This is a genomic window from Caldimonas taiwanensis NBRC 104434 (assembly GCF_001592165.1).
In the GTDB taxonomy this organism is placed as follows: domain Bacteria; phylum Pseudomonadota; class Gammaproteobacteria; order Burkholderiales; family Burkholderiaceae_C; genus Caldimonas; species Caldimonas manganoxidans.
This window is the reverse complement of record NZ_BCWK01000027.1, coordinates 1-19,477: the sequence shown is the minus strand read 5'-3', so window position 1 is coordinate 19,477 and position 19,477 is coordinate 1. Positions and strand designations below refer to the sequence as shown.

The 19,477-nt window shown below is 66.9% G+C and carries 19 protein-coding genes; 6 read left to right on the top strand and 13 right to left on the bottom strand.

What is annotated here, in order from left to right; genetic code table 11:
* Nucleotides 1–163 precede the first annotated feature (163 nt).
* The 4 genes from CTA01S_RS16960 to CTA01S_RS15020 all read right to left on the bottom strand — a co-directional run bounded on the left by CTA01S_RS16960 (nt 164) and on the right by CTA01S_RS15020 (nt 3,703).
* Nucleotides 164–292, bottom strand: a complete 129-nt coding sequence (locus CTA01S_RS16960; RefSeq protein ID WP_019560628.1) for a hypothetical protein — start codon at nt 290–292, stop codon at nt 164–166.
* Between the two features lie 41 nt (nt 293–333).
* Nucleotides 334–729 carry a barstar family protein gene (locus CTA01S_RS15030; RefSeq protein ID WP_019560629.1) on the bottom strand — a complete coding sequence of 132 codons (396 nt, stop codon included), beginning with the start codon at nt 727–729 and terminating at the stop codon, nt 334–336.
* 30 nt (nt 730–759) lie between these two features.
* Entirely contained in the window at nt 760–1,110 is a 351-nt protein-coding gene (locus tag CTA01S_RS15025; RefSeq protein ID WP_019560630.1) for a guanyl-specific ribonuclease, read from the bottom strand.
* 295 nt (nt 1,111–1,405) lie between these two features.
* Entirely contained in the window at nt 1,406–3,703 is a 2,298-nt protein-coding gene (locus CTA01S_RS15020) for an NADP-dependent malic enzyme (protein ID WP_062196713.1), read from the bottom strand.
* A 273-nt stretch (nt 3,704–3,976) separates the two neighbouring features.
* Here CTA01S_RS15020 and CTA01S_RS15015 point away from each other — a divergent pair, with 273 nt between their 5' ends.
* From CTA01S_RS15015 to CTA01S_RS14995, 5 genes are read left to right on the top strand one after another with little or no spacing between them, the layout of a single operon-like run.
* On the top strand, nt 3,977–6,043 hold the full coding sequence (locus tag CTA01S_RS15015) for a two-component system sensor histidine kinase NtrB (RefSeq protein WP_062196712.1): 2,067 nt from the start codon (nt 3,977–3,979) through the stop codon (nt 6,041–6,043).
* A complete protein-coding gene (locus tag CTA01S_RS15010) occupies nt 6,040–6,708 on the top strand; it encodes a response regulator transcription factor (protein WP_019560633.1) in 669 nt (222 codons plus the stop codon). Before CTA01S_RS15015 ends, CTA01S_RS15010 begins: the two co-directional genes overlap by 4 nt.
* A gap of 2 nt (nt 6,709–6,710) precedes the next feature.
* Nucleotides 6,711–7,670: a thiamine-phosphate kinase gene (gene thiL / locus CTA01S_RS15005; protein WP_019560634.1), complete on the top strand. Its 960-nt coding sequence runs from the start codon at nt 6,711–6,713 to the stop codon at nt 7,668–7,670.
* Nucleotides 7,667–8,227 (top strand): phosphatidylglycerophosphatase A family protein, encoded by a 561-nt coding sequence (locus CTA01S_RS15000; protein ID WP_062196711.1) that lies wholly within the window; start codon nt 7,667–7,669, stop codon nt 8,225–8,227. The genes thiL and CTA01S_RS15000 overlap by 4 nt, the downstream gene beginning before the upstream one ends.
* The gene (locus CTA01S_RS14995; RefSeq protein ID WP_019560636.1) at nt 8,227–8,751 is read left to right on the top strand and encodes a CinA family protein; all 525 of its coding nucleotides are present in this window, start codon (nt 8,227–8,229) and stop codon (nt 8,749–8,751) included. The genes CTA01S_RS15000 and CTA01S_RS14995 overlap by 1 nt, the downstream gene beginning before the upstream one ends.
* 27 nt (nt 8,752–8,778) lie before the next feature.
* On the opposite strand, the gene holA is transcribed toward CTA01S_RS14995, so the two are convergent.
* The 5 genes from holA to CTA01S_RS14970 all read right to left on the bottom strand — a co-directional run bounded on the left by holA (nt 8,779) and on the right by CTA01S_RS14970 (nt 14,500).
* A complete protein-coding gene (gene holA, locus CTA01S_RS14990) occupies nt 8,779–9,909 on the bottom strand; it encodes a DNA polymerase III subunit delta (RefSeq protein WP_062196710.1) in 1,131 nt (376 codons plus the stop codon).
* A gap of 9 nt (nt 9,910–9,918) precedes the next feature.
* Entirely contained in the window at nt 9,919–10,425 is a 507-nt protein-coding gene (locus tag CTA01S_RS14985) for an LPS-assembly lipoprotein LptE (RefSeq protein WP_083932421.1), read from the bottom strand.
* Nucleotides 10,412–13,081 carry a leucine--tRNA ligase gene (leuS, locus tag CTA01S_RS14980; protein ID WP_062196709.1) on the bottom strand — a complete coding sequence of 890 codons (2,670 nt, stop codon included), beginning with the start codon at nt 13,079–13,081 and terminating at the stop codon, nt 10,412–10,414. The genes CTA01S_RS14985 and leuS overlap by 14 nt, the downstream gene beginning before the upstream one ends.
* A 20-nt stretch (nt 13,082–13,101) precedes the next feature.
* The gene (gene dapB / locus CTA01S_RS14975) at nt 13,102–13,905 is read right to left on the bottom strand and encodes a 4-hydroxy-tetrahydrodipicolinate reductase (protein ID WP_019560640.1); all 804 of its coding nucleotides are present in this window, start codon (nt 13,903–13,905) and stop codon (nt 13,102–13,104) included.
* Nucleotides 13,906–13,966: 61 nt separating this feature from the next.
* A complete protein-coding gene (locus CTA01S_RS14970) occupies nt 13,967–14,500 on the bottom strand; it encodes an outer membrane protein assembly factor BamE (RefSeq protein ID WP_062196708.1) in 534 nt (177 codons plus the stop codon).
* A 121-nt stretch (nt 14,501–14,621) separates the two neighbouring features.
* Between CTA01S_RS14970 and fur the strand changes: the two genes are divergently transcribed.
* A complete protein-coding gene (gene fur, locus CTA01S_RS14965) occupies nt 14,622–15,056 on the top strand; it encodes a ferric iron uptake transcriptional regulator (protein ID WP_026330138.1) in 435 nt (144 codons plus the stop codon).
* A 33-nt stretch (nt 15,057–15,089) separates the two neighbouring features.
* Here fur and hprK read toward each other — a convergent pair whose 3' ends face one another.
* The 4 genes from hprK to CTA01S_RS14945 all read right to left on the bottom strand — a co-directional run bounded on the left by hprK (nt 15,090) and on the right by CTA01S_RS14945 (nt 19,348).
* The gene (gene hprK / locus CTA01S_RS14960; protein WP_019560643.1) at nt 15,090–16,049 is read right to left on the bottom strand and encodes an HPr(Ser) kinase/phosphatase; all 960 of its coding nucleotides are present in this window, start codon (nt 16,047–16,049) and stop codon (nt 15,090–15,092) included.
* An 83-nt stretch (nt 16,050–16,132) separates the two neighbouring features.
* Nucleotides 16,133–16,603 carry a PTS sugar transporter subunit IIA gene (locus tag CTA01S_RS14955; protein WP_019560644.1) on the bottom strand — a complete coding sequence of 157 codons (471 nt, stop codon included), beginning with the start codon at nt 16,601–16,603 and terminating at the stop codon, nt 16,133–16,135.
* Between the two features lie 227 nt (nt 16,604–16,830).
* Entirely contained in the window at nt 16,831–17,184 is a 354-nt protein-coding gene (hpf, locus tag CTA01S_RS14950; RefSeq protein ID WP_062196707.1) for a ribosome hibernation-promoting factor, HPF/YfiA family, read from the bottom strand.
* 343 nt (nt 17,185–17,527) lie between these two features.
* Nucleotides 17,528–19,348, bottom strand: coding sequence for an aminopeptidase P family protein (locus CTA01S_RS14945; protein ID WP_062196706.1), 1,821 nt, complete (start codon nt 19,346–19,348; stop codon nt 17,528–17,530).
* Nucleotides 19,349–19,477: the final 129 nt, after the last annotated feature.

Here is a 19,477-nt window from a genome sequence, read left to right as displayed (position 1 = left end):
ACAAGCTCCAGACCTCTTGAAAAGCCAGCATTCCAAGGTTTTACAAACCGTTGCCTCGGTTTGCAGGCGGTTACGGTCTGCGCAGGTCGGGCTCAACCGACCCCGGCAGAAAAAAAGAGCGGCTCCCAAGGAGCCGCTCGTTGCTGTGCACCGGTGGGGGGCTTCAAGCCGCCGCCAACCAGGCCGAGGTGTCGAAGGCGCTGCTCATCAGCGGCATGTGCGGACCGAAGCTGGGGCCGGAGGACTTGCTGGTCTTGGCCGCCGGCTTGACGGCGATTTCGCTGTGGGCCATCTCGTTCGCCCGCTCCCATGACCCAATTTCCTGGGAGCGGGCTACAGAAAAGAATAGAAACACCTGAAAGGCACTTTGCGATCGCCCCAGAAGTCTGCAGCGTCGCGGAAGACGTCGAGCAATTGCTCGCGCGCCTCACGGTCGAAACGGGGGTTGTCGGGGATTTGTTCGAGCACCACGATGAAGCCCGGCTGCGGCCCCGACTTGTTGACCAGATCGGTCATGCAGTCGTAGAGCGCATCGAAGTTCTTGCCGAAGTGCGTCGGAAACAGAAATGCCTCGGCGATGCCTTCCAGCACTTCCTGCTTGGTCTGGGCTTTGGCCAGGTTGGCATACAGGAAATGCTGACCGGTGTCTCGGGCGGCCTGCATCAGATCCTCCACCCGGAAGGCCCGGATGGATTGGACGATGTTCGGACGGACGGTCTGCAAAAGCATGGTCACGATCCTCGTTGCTTCAAAAGAGCTTCATTCGATGATCCGGCGAAAGCTCGCATAGTGGTCATCGGTGTAGTAACAGACCTCAGGCTTCGTGGGGGGCTGGCCACCGCAGACGATGCGCCTTGCTCCGCGATGCTTCACCCCCGGGGTCTTGACCGTGTATTCGCGATAGTGGCCGCGCGGCTTGGGCGGCAGCAACCGCTCGCGATTGAGGAACACGGTCCCGTCCTTGTCGTAGGGGAAGGGGCCGCCGGCAAGAATGCGCCGGTGGGTGTCCTGGGCTTGACGGGGCAGGTCGCTCAAGGCGACCACATCGGTATCTGCTTTCAGGCCCGGCGCAGCGTTCCGGGCCGTGACATCGCCGTGACCCAGGGCCATCGCCAGCACTGCGGCGGTAGTGACTCCTAACTTTCGGAGTGACTGCCACCGAAGTGACCTTGCAGCGGTTGCCACGGGTTTTCCCTGAATCCTGAAGCCGTTATCGTAGCCAATCGGCCCAAAATCCACAAGGTTGTGCCTCAAATTTCAGCAAATCTAGAGGGCTTTGGACTTGACAAAAGTAAGTGATCGCTGACGTATTTGGGCCTGTGGATGCTAGCCCCCAAGCTTCCGAGGGGCCCCGGCGTGCCGGCGCCGGGGCCGGGGGGCTCGGCCGCTTCAGGCGCGGGGGCGCTCAGCGGCCCGCGTTGGCATCGGCCACCGCCAGGGCGGTCATGTTCACGATGCGGCGCACCGTGGCCGAGGGGGTGAGGATGTGCACCGGCTTGGCCGCGCCCAGCAGCACCGGCCCGATGGCGATGCCGCCGCCGGCGGCGGTTTTGAGCAGGTTGTAGCTGATGTTGGCCGCATCGATGTTGGGCAGCACCAGCAAGTTGGCTTCGCCCGACAGCGTGCTGTTGGGCATCAGGGCCTTGCGGGCGGCAGCGTCCAGCGCCACGTCGCCGTGCATTTCGCCGTCGATTTCGAGCCAGGGGGCCTGGGCGCGGACCAGCTCCAGGGCCTGGCGCATTTTCACCGCCGACGATTGGTTGCTGGAGCCGAAGTTGGAGTGCGACAGCAGCGCGGCCTTGGGTTGGATGCCAAAGCGCAGCATTTCTTCGGCGGCCAGCACGGTGATTTCGGCGAGTTGCTCGGCCGTGGGGTCGTAGTTGACGTGGGTGTCGACCAAGTAGACCTGCCGGCCCGGCAGCAGCAGTGCGTTCATGCAGGCATAGGTGTTGACGCCGGTGCGCCGACCGATGACTTGGTCGATGTAGTGCAGATGCATGGCCGTGGTGCCCCAGGTGCCGCACAGCATGCCATCGACTTCGCCTTTGTGCAGCAGCATGGCGCCGATGAGCGTGAGGCGCCGGCGCATCTCGATCTTGGCCAGTTGCTGGGTGACGCCCTTGCGCTCGGTCATGCGGTGGTAGGTCTGCCAGTAGTCGCGGTAGCGATGGTCGTACTCGGTATTGACCACGTCGTAGTCGCGATCTTGTTGCAGCCTCAGGCCGAAGCGCTCGATGCGTTGTTTGATCACCTCGGGGCGGCCGATCAGCGTGGGGCGGGCCAGGTGTTCGTCCACCACGACTTGCACGGCACGCAGCACGCGCTCTTCCTCGCCTTCGCAGAAGACGATGCGCTTGTTCTTGGCCCGTTTGGCGACGTTGAAGATGGGCTTCATCGTGGTGCCCGAGGCATAGACGAAGCTTTGCAGCTTTTCGCGATAGGCATCGAGATCGGCAATGGGCCGTGTGGCCACGCCGGAGGCGGCCGCAGCCTGAGCGACGGCCGGCGCGATGCGCATCATCAGCCGCGGGTCGAAGGGCTTGGGAATCAGGTATTCGGGCCCGAAGCTCAGCGTGGCACCGGCATAAGCGGCGGCCACCACTTCGCTTTGCTCGGCCTGAGCGAGTTCGGCAATGGCGTGCACCGCGGCGATTTCCATCTCGTCGGTGATCGTGGTGGCCCCGCAGTCCAGCGCTCCGCGGAAGATGTAGGGAAAGCACAGGACGTTGTTGACCTGGTTGGGGTAGTCGGTGCGGCCGGTGGCCATGACGGCATCGTCGCGCACGGCCTTGACCTCTTCGGGCAGGATCTCGGGCGTGGGGTTGGCCAGCGCCAGGATCAGGGGCTTGGGCGCCATCTTGGCCACCATCTCCGGCTTGAGCACGCCGCCGGCGGACAGGCCGAGGAAGATGTCGGCGCCTTCGATCACTTCGGCCAAGCTGCGCATCGTGGTGGGCTGGGCGAATTGCGCTTTATCGGGGTCCATCAGCTCGGTGCGGCCTTGGTAGACCACGCCGGCGATGTCGGTGACCCAGATGTTCTCGCGCGGGATGCCCAGCTTGACCAGCAGATTCAGGCAGGCCAGCGCGGCCGCGCCGGCGCCGGAGGTGACCAGCTTGACCTGTTTGAGATCCTTGCCGACCACTTTCAGACCATTGAGGATGGCCGCTCCCACGACGATGGCCGTGCCGTGCTGGTCGTCGTGGAAGACCGGGATCTTCATGCGCTCGCGCAGTTTGCGCTCGACGTAGAAGCAGTCCGGCGCCTTGATGTCTTCCAGGTTGATGCCGCCGAAGCTGGGCTCCAAGGCGGCGATGATGTCCACCAGTTTGTCCAGGTCGTGCTTTTCGTTGATTTCGATGTCGAAGACGTCGATGCCGGCGAACTTCTTGAACAGCACGGCCTTGCCTTCCATCACCGGCTTGGCCGCCAGGGGGCCGATGTCGCCCAGGCCCAGCACGGCCGTGCCATTGGTGACCACGGCCACCAGATTGCCGCGCGAGGTGTAGCGGAAGGCGTTGGCCGGGTCGGCGGCGATTTCTTCGCAGGCTGCCGCCACCCCGGGCGAGTAGGCCAGGGCCAGGTCACGCTGGTTGATGAGTTGCTTGGTGGCGGCAATGGCGACTTTGCCGGGCGAGGGGAACTCGTGGTACTCGAGGGCAGCCTGACGCAGTTCGACGCGTTTGTCTTCGGCGGACGACATGGTGATTCCCTTGTGAGCTCGGTGGATCCGTGGGCAGCCCCGCGGGGCGCGGTTGGCCGCCCCGGTGGGCCACGATTGTAGGAGGGGGGCGGCCGGCCGGCGTGCGTTTGTCGCATGGCCTGATGCACAGGCCGCATCGCAGCCAGTGTGGCAAAGCTCGCAGCGGACTCGGATTCGCGAAAGTGCGTACATCGATCGGGCGTGTGCCCGGCGATAGTTGGGACGGCGCTGAGCCGGTGGCTCGCGGCGTGTCCAAGCCGGACCGAAAATCAAATGATGTCCTCCGAGTTGGCTCCCAATGTCCGGACGCGTCCTTGGCGTCGCCTCCTGCTGTGGGGGGCGCTGGTGACGCTGCTGGTGGTGGCGCAGACCGCCTTGGTCAAGCTCACGATCGAGTACGAAGCCGCCCGTGCCCAAGACCGTGTCGAGCGGGCGGCCGTCGAGGCCGCCGGCGAGGTGCGCCAAAGCTTGGCGCGCAACCTGCAATCGCTGCAGGCCTTGTCTTGGAACGAACCGGCGTTGTCGCAATGGCGCACCGGGGCGACCGAGCTGTTGCGGGCCCGCCGTGAGTTGGTGCGCATCGAGCGGCGCGACCTGGACTTCCGTCTGCTGTCGAGCGTGGACAGCCCCTATCGGGCGCCGGTATTCACCGTGATTGCGCGCGAAGAGCTGCGTATGGATGCCGATGTGGCCTGCGCCAACGCGCGTCGGCTGTCGGGGCCGGCCTATTCGCGCAGCTATTTCGTGCCGCAGCCCGGCGGCTTGGGCCTGGAAATCCTGGATGTGTGCGTGCCGGTGCTGGAACAGGGGCGCTTGGCGGGATTCATGGTGGCTTCTTATGCGCTGCAGAGCCTGCTGTCGGAGGCTGTGTCACCGGAGACGGCCAAAGGCCACGAGCTGACCTTCGTGGAAGGCGATGGCACGCGTCTGGCGCTGGCCGGTGCGGGTCCGCGTGGCCAAGGCGTGTTCGTGGCTCAGCGCCTGATCGATCTGCCCGGTACCACGCTGCAACTGCGTCTGGACAGCGGGGCGGGCCGTCCGGCGCTGATTCCCAACCTGACGGTGGCCTTGGTGCTGGGCTTGTCGTTGGCCTTGGCGGTGGTGGTGGTGCTGTTGGCGCGCGACGTGCGTCGGCGGGCGCGGGCCGAGCAGGACCTGGCCGAGGCGCTGGCCTTTCGCAAGGCCATGGAGGATTCCTTGGTGACGGGCTTGCGCGCGCGGGATTTGGACGGTCGCATCACCTATGTCAACCCGGCCTTTTGCGCGATGGTGGGCTTCGAGCCGCATGAGCTCATTGGCAAAACCGTCGGCGCGGACGCGCCGCCGTACTGGCCGCCGGAGATGGTGCAGGAATACACGCAGCGCCAACAGGTGCGCCTATCGGGCACGTTGCCGCCGCGCGAGGGCTACGAGACCACGTTCATGCGTCGCAATGGCGAGCGCTTTCCGGTGATGATTTACGAAGCCCCGCTGGTCGACCGCGAAGGCCGGCAAGCGGGCTGGATGGGCGCTGTGGTCGATCTGAGCGACCAGCGACGCGTCGAGGAGCTCTCGCGTCAGCAGCACGAAAGGCTGCAGGCCACGGCGCGGCTGGCCACGGTGGGCGAGATGGCCTCGCTGCTCAGCCACGAACTCAATCAGCCGCTGGCGGCCATCTCCAGCTATGCCACGGGGTCGGTGAACCTGATGCGCAGCGGCCCGATCGATGCGGACATGCAGGCCATGATCTTGCAGGCCCTGCAACGCATTGCCGAGCAGGCCGAGCGTGCGGGCCGGGTGATCAAGAGCGTGCATGATTTCGTGCGCCGTCGCGAGCAAATCCGCGAGGCGCTGCGCGTGGATCAGCTGATCGACGCGGTCATGCCGCTGGTGCGGCTGCAAGCTCGCAAGAGCGGCACGCGCATCGAGCTGGATTGGCCCTCGCCCGTGCCGCGTGTGGTGTGCGACCGCACCATGGTCGAGCAGGTGTTGCTCAACCTGACGCGCAACGCCATTCAAGCGATGGAGACCGAGCCCCTGGAGCGCCGCGTCTTGCGCATCCAAGTGCGTCAGACCGATGCGCGCTGGGTGCGATTTTCGGTGATCGATCAGGGCCCAGGCATTGCCCCGGAAGTGGCCGCGCGCTTGTTCACGCCCTTTTTCACCACGCGCAGCGAAGGCATGGGGCTGGGCTTGAGCCTGTGCCGCACGGTGATCGAGCAGCACGGCGGCGCGCTAGTGTTCGAAAATCTCGGGCAGGGAGTCGGCACCGAGTTTCGTTTCACCTTGCCGGCCGAACGTGCGGCCTCGCGCCGCGGCGCGAGTGTTCAGCCTCCCTATCGTCAGGAGCCCACGCCATGACCGTATCTGCCGATGCCGGCATTCCGACCGTCTACCTCGTCGATGACGAGGACGTGCTGCGTGACGCACTGGCTTGGCTGTTGCGTTCGCGCCGACTGCTGTCCGAGGCCTATGCCTCGGCCGAAGAGTTCGAGGCCTTTCTGGACCAGCGGCGCATTTCCGGTCCGTTGGATCTGCGGGAACCGAGCTGCTTGCTGCTGGATGTGCGCATGCCCGGCATGAGCGGCCTGGCGCTGTTCGACCGGCTGATCGAGCGGGGCTTGGTGGAGGCCATGCCGGTGATCTTTCTGACGGGCCATGCCGACGTGCCCACGGCCGTGGCCGCGGTCAAGCGCGGCGCGTTCGACTTCGTCGAGAAGCCTTTTTCCGACAATGCCCTGGTCGACCGGGTCGAGCAGGCCCTGGCGCGCAGCGCCGAGGCGCTGGCGCAACTGCGCGCCGTGCAAGGCATCCATCGCCGCCTGGCCGAACTCACCGAGCGCGAACGCGAGGTGATGCGCCTGGTGGTGGAGGGCCGGCCCAACAAACTCATCGCCGACGAGCTGGACATCAGTGTGCGCACCGTCGAGGTCCATCGCGCCCGGGTGTTCGAGAAAATGGAGGTGAAATCCGCCGTCGAGCTGGCCAATCTGCTGCGCCAGTTGCCGACACCTCCGCTGGCCTGAGCATGTCTTTGGGTGAATTCGAACTGATTGCGCGCCATTTCGCGCGTCCGGTGCGTCGCGCCGTGCTGGGCGTGGGCGACGACTGTGCCTTGCTGTCGCTGTCGCCGGGGCAGCAGCTGGCCACCTCCACCGACTTGTTGGTCGAGGGGCGGCATTTCCTGTCGACGGTGGACCCGCAGCGCCTGGGGCACAAGGCTCTGGCGGTGAACTTGTCGGATTTGGCGGCTTGCGGGGCGCGACCGCTGGCCTTCACGCTCAGCCTGGCCTTGCCGCAGGCCGACGAGCAATGGCTGGCCGGTTTCGCGCGCGGGCTGTTCGCGCTGGCCGACGCCCATGGCTGTGAGCTGGTCGGGGGCGACACCACGCGCGGGCCACTGGCGATCAACATCAGCATCTTCGGCGAGCTGCCTGCCGGTCAGGCTTTGTTGCGCAGCGGGGCGCGGCCCGGCGATGACGTGTACGTCAGCGGTTGCTTGGGCGATGCGCGGCTGGCGCTGGAAGTGTTTCGCGGCACTGCGAATGTGCCGGGGGAGGCTTTCGAGCGTGTGCGTCTGGCCATGGAATGCCCGCAGCCGCGGGTGGCGCTGGGCTTGGCCTTGCGCGGCGTGGCCAGCAGCGCGATCGACCTGTCCGACGGGCTGTTGGGGGACTTCGGCCATGTGTTGCAGCGCTCGGGCTGCGGCGCTTGCTTGGAGGTCGATGCCGTGCCGCGCAGCGCCGAGCTGGCCGCCCAGCCGCTGGCGCTGCAGCGCTTGTGCACCTTGGCCGGCGGCGATGACTACGAGCTGCTGTTCACGGCTGCGCCGGCGCAGCGGCAGGCCGTGGCACAGGCCTCACGAGCCGCCGGCGTGGCCGTCAGCCGCATCGGTCGCATCGAGCCCGAACCCGGGCTGCGGCTGGTGGATGCGCAGGGCCAGCCCGTGCCCAATGTGTGGACCTCTTTTGACCATTTTCGATCGTGACCTTGGCTTCTACCGACTTGAACCCCCCCGGCGCCCCGGCAGGCCCGGTGCGTCCGACCGTGCGCTTCCTGTGGTCGCATCCTGCGCACCTGGTCGCGCTGGGCTTTGGCAGCGGGCTCAGCCCCTGGGCGGCGGGCACCGTGGGGACGTTGTGGGCTTGGCTGAGCTTCGTCGTGCTCGATCCTTGGCTGTCCGACCGGCACTGGGCCGCCGTGCTCGTCCTGGGCGCCCTGGTGGGCTGGTGGGCCTGCACCGTCACGGCGCGCCACCTGCGCAGCCAGGACCCAGGCTGCATCGTGTGGGACGAAATTCTCGCGTTCTGGGCGGTGCTGTGGGTGGTCACGCCCGCCTCGGGCGAGGCGCTGTGGTCGCGTCACTTGGCCGCGTTCATCCTGTTTCGGGCCTTCGATGCCCTCAAAGTGGGCCCCATCGGCTGGGCCGACCGCGCATTCAAGGGGGGCGGCTGGCGTGGCGGCTTCGGTATTCTGTGGGACGACATCGTTGCAGCGCTGTGCACCTTGCTGGTGATTGCGCTGTGGGTTTTCGTCACCGCGTGATGGACAGCCTCGGACTGGATCGGCTCGTCGAAGTGCAGGCCCTGGAATCCCTGCTGGAAGCGCTCGCCCAGGGCTTGACGCAGCGGGCTTGGCGCCTGGTGACCGCCGAATCCTGCACCGGCGGGCTCGTGGCGGCGGCCTGCACCTCGATGGCCGGCTCCAGCGAGTGGTTCGAGCGCGGCTATGTGACCTATTCCAACCAGGCCAAGAGCGACGCGCTGGGCGTGCCGCCCGCCTTGATCGAGCGGCATGGCGCGGTCAGCCGCGAGGTGGCCATGGCCATGGTGTTGGGGGCCCTGCAGTGTTCGGGCGCCCAGGTCGGTGTGGCCATCACCGGCATCGCCGGCCCGGGCGGCGGCCGTCCCGGCAAGCCCGTGGGCACGGTGTGGTTTGCCTGGGCCTGCGGGCAAGACTTGGTCGAGACCGAGTGCCGGCGGTTCAGTGGCGACCGCACCCAGGTGCGCGCAGCGGCCACGCGGCATGCGTTGCAGCGGGTGCGTGCGCTGCTGGAGTCCCTGTCTTGAGGCGCCGTTGCCGCCGGCCCATGGGGCTCACGGCCCTGGATCTTGCAAGGGGCGCAGCGCCAAGCCGCGTGTGCTGCCCGGTGTGGCCGGGCGGGTGACGCCCGCGCAGGACTCGGCCAGCATCAGCGTCAACCGGCGCAGCGCTTGCCAGGGGTCCGCAGGCCAGTGGGGGTGGGGCAGCCCTTTGGTCAGCCCGTCGCAAATCTGCGCGGCGTGCAGCAAGCCCTGCAATACCGTGTCGGTCAGGATGGGCAGCACGCGCTCGAAGAGTTTTTCCTTCGCGCTGCTCCAGATCCGGTTGTCGCGCAAGGCCATGGGCAGCGGGCGCCCGGCCGCCACGGCGGCCTTGACCCGCTGGAGCGCGCGGATGTCTTCGGCCAAAGCCCAGTGCACCTGCACCGCGGCGTTGCCTTCGGCCTGCAAGCCATCGAGCATGCGCAGCGCGCGGGCCACCTGTCCGGCCAACACCGCTTCGGTGAATTTGAACGCGTCATAGCGCGCCACGTTGAGCACGGCGGCCTCGACCTGCTCGAAGCTGAGTTCGCCCTTCGGGTACAACAGACCGAGCTTTTGGATTTCCTGGTGAGCGGCCAGCAAGTTGCCTTCCACCTGGTCGGCGAAGAAGGCCAAGGTGCGCTGGCCGGCCTCGCCCGGGGCCACCCGCTGGCCCTGGGCGGCCAAGCGTTGCGCGATCCACTGGGGCAGCGCCTGGCGCTCGATGGGGTCGATGCGCACGCTCACCCCGGCGGCTTCCAAAGCGCTGAACCAGGGGCTGGCCCGGGTGGTCTTGTCCATCCGCGGCAAGAGCACCAGCGTGACGACGTCCTCGCCGAACTGGCCCTCGGCGACGGCTTGGGCATAACGTTGCAGCGCCTGGCTGCCGTCTTTGCCCGGCTTGCCGCTGGGAAGATGGATCTCCACCAGGCGCCGGGCGGAAAACAACGACAGCGCCTGGGCCCCGGCCAGCAGCTCCGACCAGTCGAAGTGAGGCCCCACCACGGTGTAGACGCGGCGCTCGCCATGGCCGGCCGCGCGGGCGGCTGCGCGGATCGCGTCACTGGCTTCCTGCATCTGCAGCGGCTCGTCGCCATGCAGGACGTACAAGCCGCGCAAGCCCTGACGCAGGTGCGCGGCCAGCCGATCGAGGCGGACTTCCATCATCGAGGCTCAGCGCTGCAGCGCGGCCAAGCGCCGGATCACTTGGGCGGCGAGGTCTTCACGCATGCTGCGCAGCAGCTGCATCTCTTCGCTTTCTTTGGCCAGCGCGGCGGTCTCGTCGTAGCTCATCGTTTGGGCCAGCGACAACTGCGTTTCGTCCAGCCAAATCTCGCCGTCGGCCCGACGCAGGCGAAAGCGCAGCCGCACTTGCAGCGTCAGTTCGCGCACCTGGCCGGCCGCGGTGCGGCTGCCCACGCCGCGCCGGAAACCATCTTCGAGCACCTCGAACACCGCCTCGGCCTGGCGTGGGTCGTCCACCAGCCGCACATCCGGCACGGCCGCAAGCTGGCGGCGCAGCTCCTGGCCCATGGGCGACAGCGGGTCGAAGCCCAGGCGCAGGCTGCGAAAGGGCAGACGGGTGGCGCCGCGCAGCCGAAACCCGCAGCCGGCCATCAAGCCGGCGGCCGCCAGCATCAGCGCCGAGCGGCGCGCCACCGGGGAGTCAGACCACCACATTCACCAGACGCCCAGGCACCACGATGATCTTGCGGGCCGGCTTGCCCTGGCCGAACTTGGCGAACTCCGGCGTGGCCAGCGCCGCGGCTTCGATGGTCGCCTGGTCGGCATCGGCGGCGACCTTGATCGCCCCCCGCAGCTTGCCATTGATTTGCAGCACGAGCTCGATTTCGTCTTGCACCAAGGCGGCTTCGTCCACCAACGGCCAGGGGGCATCCAGCAGGTCGCCCCAGCGCTGGGCGTATCCGAGCTGGCTCCACAACGCGTGGGTCAGGTGCGGGCAGGCCGGGTAGAGCACGCGCAGCAAAATGCCCAGCCCTTCGCCCACGGCCCAGGCGGCATAGTCGGCATCGGCATGGGCACGGGCATCGAAAGCCTCCAACGCATTGAGCATCTTCATGCAGGCCGACACCACGGTGTTGTACTGCATGCGCTCATAGTCGTGGGTGGCCTGCTGCAGCAGCCGGTGCATTTCCAGGCGCAGCTTCTTCACCTCGGCCGGGGCGGCATTCCAGACGATCTCGGTGGCCAGCCCTGGCATCAGCATCTTGGCGGGCAGGTCGCGATGCGCCTGGGCATAGTTCCAGACGCGGCGCAGGAAGCGGTGGGCCCCCTCCACCCCGGCGTCGTTCCATTCCAGCGTGGCTTCCGGGGGGGCGGCGAACATCGTGAACAGACGCGCGGTGTCGGCGCCATAGCGGTCGATCAGGTCCTGCGGGTCCACGCCGTTGTTCTTGCTCTTGCTCATCGTGCCCACGCCTTCGTAGGTCACGGCCGAGCCGTCGCGCTTGAGCTTGGCCCCAGTGATGCGGCCTTGCTCGTCGTAGACGTTGTCCACCTCGTGTGGCCAGAAGTACTCGATGCCGCCCTTGTCGGTGCGGCGCGAGTAGATGTGGTTGAGCACCATGCCTTGCGTGAGCAGCTTGGTGAAGGGTTCGTCCACCTTCACCAGGCCCAGATCGCGCATCACCTTGGTCCAAAAGCGCGCGTACAGCAGGTGCAGGATCGCGTGTTCGATGCCGCCGATGTACTGGTCCATCGGCATCCAGTACTGTGCGCCTTCGGCCACCATGCGGTCGTCGCGTTTCGGGTCGCAGTAACGCATGAAGTACCACGCGCTGTCCACGAAGGTGTCCATCGTGTCGGTCTCGCGGCGCGCGGGTTTGCCGCAGCGCGGGCAGTCCACCTTCAGGAAGCTTTCACATTTGTTCAGAGGGTTGCCGGAGCCATCCGGGATCAGATCCTCGGGCAGCACCACGGGCAAGTCTTTCTCCGGCACTGGCACGGCGCCGCAGTCTTCGCAGTGGATGATGGGAATCGGCGTGCCCCAGTAGCGCTGGCGGCTGATGCCCCAGTCGCGCAAGCGCCAGGTCGTTTTTTTCTCGCCCAGGCCCTTGGCGGCCAACAGCTCGGCCACCTTGTCCACCGCGGCTTGGTAGGGCAGGCCATCGAGCACGCCCGAATCGATGCAGCGGCCGCGCTGCTTGTCGGCATACCACTCGGCCCAGGCCTCGGTGGAATAGGTCTCGCCTTCGACGGCGATGACGGGCTTGATCGGCAGCCCGTATTTCTTCGCAAAGGCGAAGTCGCGTTCGTCGTGCGCGGGCACGCCCATGACCGCGCCGTCGCCATAGCTCATCAGCACGTAGTTGCCGACCCACACCGGCACAGCCTCGCCAGTGAGCGGGTGTTGCACCGTCAGGCCGGTGGGCATGCCCTCTTTTTCTTTGAGGGCCAGCTCGGCCTCGGTGGTGCCGCCTTGTTTGCAGCGTTCGATGAAGGCCGCCAGCGCGGGATTGGTCGCTGCGGCATGGGCCGCCAGCGGATGCTCGGGGGCCACGGCGCAAAAGGTCACGCCCATGATGGTGTCTGCGCGCGTGGTGAACACATACAGCCGCCCGTCTTGGATCAGCGCGCCCGTGGCATCGCGGATCTCGTGCGGAAACGCAAAGCGCACGCCTTCGCTCTTGCCGATCCAGTTCTCCTGCATCAGCCGCACGCGCTCGGGCCAGCCGGGCAGGTGGTGCTGCACATGGTCCAGCAGCTCTTCGGCATAGTTCGTGATCTTGAGGTAGTAGCCCGGGATCTCGCGCTTTTCCACCAGCGCGCCGGAGCGCCAGCCGCGTCCGTCGATCACTTGCTCGTTGGCCAGCACGGTCTGGTCCACCGGGTCCCAGTTGACCACCTGCGTACGGCGCTCGGCAATGCCCGCCTCCAGCATCTTCAGGAACAGCCACTGGTTCCACTTGTAGTAGTCGGGCGAGCAGGTGGCGATTTCACGCGACCAGTCGATGGCCAAGCCCATGGCTTGCATCTGCCGCTTCATGTAGGCGATGTTGGCGTAGGTCCATTGCGCCGGCGGCACCTTGTTCTTGATGGCCGCGTTTTCGGCCGGCAGCCCGAAGGCGTCCCAGCCCATGGGCATGAGCACGTTGTAGCCCTTCATGCGCAGGTAGCGGGTCAACATGTCGTTGATCGTGTAGTTGCGCACGTGGCCCATGTGCAGCTTGCCCGAAGGGTAGGGCAGCATCGAGCAGGCATAGAACTTCTTGCGGCTCGTGTCCTCGGTGACGCGGTAGGCGTCGCGGGCTTGCCAGTGGGCCTGGGCGGCGGCCTCGACCTGGCGGGGATCGTAAGGCGTGGTCTCGGTGCTCATGGTGCGGAAAGACGGCGTACTCATTGAAGGCCCAGCACGTCGGCCATGTCGAACAGGCCGCGCTGCTGGGTGGCCAGGAAGCGCACGGCGCGTAGGCTGCCCTGAGCATAGGTGGCGCGGCTGCTGGACTTGTGCGTGATTTCGATGCGCTCGCCCGTGCCGGCAAACAGCACGGTGTGGTCGCCCACGATGTCGCCGCCGCGCACGGTGGCAAAGCCGATGGTGGACGGGTCGCGCTCGCCGGTGACGCCCTGGCGGCCGTAGACCGCACATTGCGACAGGTCGCGGCCCAGGGCACGGGCGACCACCTCGCCCATCTTCAAGGCCGTGCCGCTGGGCGCGTCCACCTTGTGACGGTGATGGGCTTCGATGATTTCGATGTCGTAGCCCTGCGCCAGCGCTTTGGCGGCAGTCTCCAGCAGCTTGAGCACGACATTGACGCCCACGCTCATGTTGGGCGCCATCACGATGGCGATGTCTTGCGCGATGCGCGCGATCTCGGCTTTCTCGGCCTCGGAAAAGCCCGTGGTGCCGATCACGGCCTTGACGCCCAGTTCACGGCAGACCTGCAGGTGCGCCAGCGTGCCCTCCGGGCGGGTGAAGTCGATCAGGTAGCGCGCATCTTTCAGGCCGGCGCGCACATCCGCGCCGATGAGCACGCCGCTGCTGCGGCCCAGGAAGGCGGCGGCGTCGTGGCCCAGGGCCGGGCTGTCGGCGCGGTCCAAGGCGCCGACCAAGCGGCAGTCGTCGCTGGCCAGCACCGCTTCGATGAGCATGCGGCCCATGCGGCCGGAGCTGCCGGCAATGGCGATGGGGTGGGTCATGGGAAGGCTCGTCGGGACAAAAGGCAAAGGGGCAGGGACACAAGGCCGGGGACCGCAGGCCTCAACGGACCTCGGGCTCCAGCGGGGGGTAGCTGCGTGCCGGCGGCTCGGTCGTCGGCGCGGGGGCGTTGGCTTCGGCCGGGCGCGGAGGTGTCAGCTGGCGCAGCTGTTCGTCGCTGAGCTCCAGCACCGGGAGGCGCCGCGGCTTGGGAAAGTTGTCGATCGAGGCGACGAAGGCTTGCTCGGTGGGCAGATCGTCGGCCTCCAGTCGCACCAGGCGCTCGCCCTCGAAATAGGCGGTGACGCGGCGGGTCTGCGGCTCGGTGCCAGGGCGGCGGATCGCGAACACGTAGTCCCAGCGGTCGGCATGGAAGGGGTCGGTCAACAGCGGCGAGCCCAGGATCTCGCGCACCTGGGTGCGGCTCATGCCGGGGCGCACGGCGCGGGCCATTTCGGCGGTGACCACGTTGCCCTGCACCACTTCCACGCGGTAGGGGGTGAACACGCCCAGCAAGGCGCCTTCGTCGCGCGTGGCGCAGCCGGCCAGCAACACCAGGGCAAGGGCGGCAAGGGCGGGACGAACAGCTTGGGTCATCAGGGTTTCTCAGGAGAGGGCGGACGAGTGCGGGCAAGCCCGATATGATGCAAAGATTCTACTCAGCACGATGCCGGCGCTTCGCAGCGCGCCGAAGGTCCACAAGTCTGCGGAGTGCTTCATGTCGACTCTGGAAGAACTGAAAAGCAGCGGCCTGAAGGCCACGTTGCCCCGCATGAAGATCTTGGAGATCTTCCACAAGGGCACGATGCGCCACATGACGGCCGAGGATGTTTACAAGGCTTTGCTGGCCGAGGGCTCGGACATCGGTCTGGCCACGGTGTACCGGGTGCTGATGCAGTTCGAGCAGGCCGGTTTGCTGTCGCGCAATCATTTCGAGGCTGGCAAGGCCGTCTTCGAGCTCAACGAAGGCAAGCACCACGACCACCTGGTGTGCGTGGTGTGTGGCCGTGTCGAAGAGTTTTACGACCCCGAGATCGAGCGTCGCCAGCAGCAAATCGCCCAAGAGCGAGGCTACGAGCTGCAGGACCACTCGCTGGCCCTGTATGTGGTGTGCGGCCGCGAGGGCTGCAAGGGGCAGCACGGCGAGCGCTGAGCGCGGCGCGCCGGGCTCGGTGCTCCTCGGTGCTCAGCTCCCCATGTCGTCGCGCGCCATGGCGCGTTGGTGGCGTTCGATGAATTCCTTGTAGGTGTCGATGCCGCGCAGCTGCAAGATGGTGTTGCGCACGGCGGCTTCGACCAGCACGGCCAGGTTGCGGCCGGCATCCACGGCGATGACCACCTTGCGTATCGGCAGGCCCAGCACCTCTTCGTACAGCGGTTCGTAGGGAAGGCGTTCGAAGTCGCGCTCCATCGTTTCCTTGCGCACCAGGTGCACGATGAGCTTGAGGCGCATTTTGCGGCGCACGGCGGTCTCGCCGAAGATGGCTTTGATGTCGAGCAGGCCGATGCCGCGCACTTCCAGCAGGTTCATCAGCAGCTCGGGGCAACGGCCTTCGATGGCCGTTTGCGAGACGCGATACAGATCCACCGCATCGTCGGCCACCAGCCCGTTGCCGCGCGAGATCAGCTCCAGGCCGAGCTCGCTTTTGCCCAGCCCGGATTCTCCGGTGAGCAACACCCCCAAGCCAAGGATGTCCATGAACACGCCGTGGCGGGTGGTGCGTTCGGCGAAGTGCAGCGACAGGTAGCTTCGCAGCACGTCGATGACGAAGCCGGCCGACTCCCGCGTGACGAACAGCGGAATCTCGGCGCGCTCGCACATGGCCACGAGTTGGTCGGGCGGGGTTTGGCCGTCGGCCACCACCAGGGCCGGCGGCTCGAGGGTCACGATGCGGGCGATGCGGCGGGCCTGGTCCTCGGGCTGAGCATTGGCCAGGTAGTCGACCTCGCGCCGGCCGACGATTTGCACCCGATACGGATGAATGTAGTTGAGGTAGCCCACGAGATCGGCCGCCGACTGAGCATCGCGCACGGCGACTTCGTCGAAGCGGCGCTCGGGGTGGGCGTGGCCGGCGATCCACTGCCATTTGAGCGCGGTTCGGTGGGCCTCGAACAGGGCCTCGGCACTGATGACGGTGGGTTTCATGGGGCGGGTTGTAACAGCATTTCCGGGGGGCTGTCACCCCAAGCGGTGTGGGGGCACCGGCCCCGTGCGGACCAGGCCGGGGTTCAGGCCACCGATTTCAGCGGTTCCCAGTTGGAGATCAGCTCGTGCACCTTGGCCGGGTCGGCTTCGGTCTTGAGCCGCTCGCGCAGTTCGCGGTCGCTGAGCAGCTCGGCGATCTCGGAGAGGATTTCCAGGTGGCGCTGGGTGGCCGCTTCGGGCACCAGCAGGAAGATCAGCAGGCTGACGGGCTCGTCGTCCGGCGCATCGAAGGGGATGGGCTGCTGCACGCGCAAGACGGCCGCCAGCGGGTTCTTCAAGCCCTTGATGCGGCCATGCGGGATGGCCACGCCATGGCCCAAACCGGTCGAGCCCAGGCGCTCGCGGGCAAAGAGATTGTCCGTCACGGTGGCGCGGGCGATGGCATGCTGGTTCTCGAACAGCAGGCCGGCGTGCTCGAAGACCCGCTTTTTGCTGGTGGCGTCCACGTTCACCAGCACATTGCTGGCCGGGAGGATGGCTGCGAGACGGTTCATGTGGTCACCGCGCCGGGCTTGGCGGTTGGGGTCAACCTGTGCCCTCGCGTCTTCGTGACAAAACAATGGATTATAGGAAGCGGCCCGGTGGCGTACAGAGCGCGCTCCCCGACGAGCTGAGGCATTGTGCACGGCTTGCTGCATTGCAGCAAGTCATGTCGGCCCTGCGGTGAAATGGCAAACGGCGGCCCCCAGGCCGCCGGATTGGAATTGGTGTAAGCGATCACTTAAGTGATTGGCCCTCCCATGTCGCCATTGAGGCGCTTGGGCGAGTGGTGGTGATGGTCTTGCAGACGATCCTTGTGCTTGACGACTTGGCGGTCGAGCTTGTCCATGAGTTCGTCGATCGCGGCGTACAGGTCCTCATGGGCGGTTTCGCAGAAGATGTCCTTGCCTTTGACGTGCAGGTTGACCTCGGCTTTCTGGCGTCGCTCCTTTTCCTTGAGTTTTTCGACCGTCAGCAGCACGTTGATGTCCACCACCTGGTCGAAATGCCGGGTGACCCGGTCGAGCTTGGTCAGTACGTACTCGCGCAGCGCGGGGGTCACTTCCAAGTGGTGTCCACTGATCGTCAGATTCATTCGAACCTCCTTTCCAAGGGAGTCAGAGCCCGGCCCCGGGGCGGGGCGGCCCAGGCGAGGATGCCTGGGCTCAGTGTGCTCCTCGGGGCCGGGCGTGACAAGACGGTGACGCAATTCCCGAAGTCGGGACGCGGCCGCTCTCCCCAGACGGGCCAAGCTGGGGCATGATGCAAGGCTTGACACCCCAAGCCGTGGCACCGGCGCGCCGCATGCCGCGCCTGACCGCCGGGGGCAAGAGGCCCGCGGGGGGGGGCGCCGGGGGCGCTGGCGGCGCGTGGCTGCGATCGGCGCGTGGAAGAGTGGCGCTTGCGGGGGTGGCGCTTGCGGGAGCGGCCGTTGCCGTTCAGCGCGGCAAGGGCTGGGTGCGCTCGGCCAGCCAGCGGGCTGCTGCGCCTTGCACCAGCGGGCCTACGCGCTCACGCACCGTCGCGTGGTAGGCATCGAGCCATGCGCGTTCGTCTTCGCGCAGCAACGAGGGTTCGATGCAGCGGGTGTCGATGGGGCACAGTGTGAGCGTCTCGAAGGCCAACCATTCGCCGAACTCGGTGCGGCCGGCTTCGATGTTCAAGGCGAGGTTTTCGATGCGGATGCCCCACTGGCCGGGCCGGTACAGCCCGGGCTCGATGGAGGTGATCATGCCGGGCTCCATCGCGGTGTGTGCCTCGGCCGGCGCGTGCACGCTGAGCACTTGTGGGCCTTCGTGCACGTTGAGGAAATAGCCCACGCCGTGGCCGGTGCCGTGGCCGTAGTCGAGCCCCTCGGCCCACAGCGGCGCGCGGGCAATCGCATCCAGCAGCGGGGAGCGGATGCCGCGCGGGAAGCGCGCGCGCGACAGGGCCATCATGGCTTTGAGCACGAGCGTGAAGTCGCGCCGCTGCGCCGGCGTGGGCCTGCCCACCGGCACGACACGGGTGATGTCGGTGGTGCCGCCGAGGTACTGGCCGCCCGAGTCGATCAGCAGCAAGCCGCTGCCCTCGATCACCGCATGAGATTGCGGCGTGGCGCGGTAGTGCGGCATCGCGCCATTGGCATTGAAGCCGGCGATGGTGGCAAAGCTCGGGCTGACGAAGCCTTCGCGCCGGGCACGCGCCTCGGTGAGCCGTTCATCGATATCGAGCTCGGTGAGGCGCTGGCCAGCTGCCAGGGCCTGCTCGAACCAGGCGAAGAATTCGGCCAGTGCGGCCCCGTCTTGTGCCATGGTGGCGCGGATGAAATCGGCTTCGGCCGGGGTTTTGCGCGACTTGGCCAAGGTGGTGGGGTTGGTGGCTTCGATCACACGCGCCGTGCTTGGCAGGGCCTCGCGCAAGGCCAAGGTGATGCGGCGCGGGTCGATCAGCACGGTGCAGTCCGCCGGCAGCGCTGCCAGGGCGGCGCGGGCCTGTTCATACGGGGCCAACTCCACGCCGTCGGCTTCGAGCGTGCGGCGCAGAGCGTCATCGACTTTGGGCAGGTCCAGGAACAGCGTGGCCGTCTCCCGCCCTACCAGGGCATGGGCGATGAAGACGGGGTTGTAGGACACATCGGCGCCGCGCAGGTTGAAGAGGTAGGCAATGTCGTCCAACGTGGACAGCACATGCCACTGCGCGTCATGGGCTTGCAGGCTGCGGCGCAGCGCGGCGAGCTTGTCGCGACGGCTCAGTGGGGCTTGCGGGGCGCGATGCTCATACACCGGCGGGTTGGGACGGGCGGGGCGCTCTGGCCAGATGCGCCCGGGCAGATCCAGGTCGGTGCGCACGCGGATGCCGCGGGGCTCCAAGGCGGCGCGCAAGGCGCGCGAGGCCGACAAGGCCAGGACCTCGCCGTCCACGGCCAGGGTTTGGCCTGCGCGCAGATGGGTGGCCAGCCAGTCGATGTACTGGGTGCTCGCGCCGCTGGTGAGCTTCATCAACACGATGCCGGTGCCGGCCAGCTGGGCTTCGGCTTGCACCCAGTAGCGGCTGTCGGCCCACAGCCCGGCATGGTCGCGCGTGACCACCAACGTGCCCATCGAGCCGGTAAAGCCGCTCAACCACTCGCGTGCTTTCCAGCGCTCGGGCAGGTATTCCGACAGATGCGGGTCGCTCGAGGGCACCAGCACGGCATCCACGCCGTGCTGGTCCAGCGCATCGCGCAGTCGGGCGATGCGCTCGCGCACGGCGGCCAGCGGCGGGGAGAGAGTGTCCATGGCAGAGCCTTTCAGGCGAGCGGTTCCATTCTAGGGAAAATCTGCAAACCCCCCGTGCAGCGCCCCTTGGATGAGACAGTAACGCCATGAAGCAGACGAGCCTTGGCAGCACCGGATTCGAACGCAAGA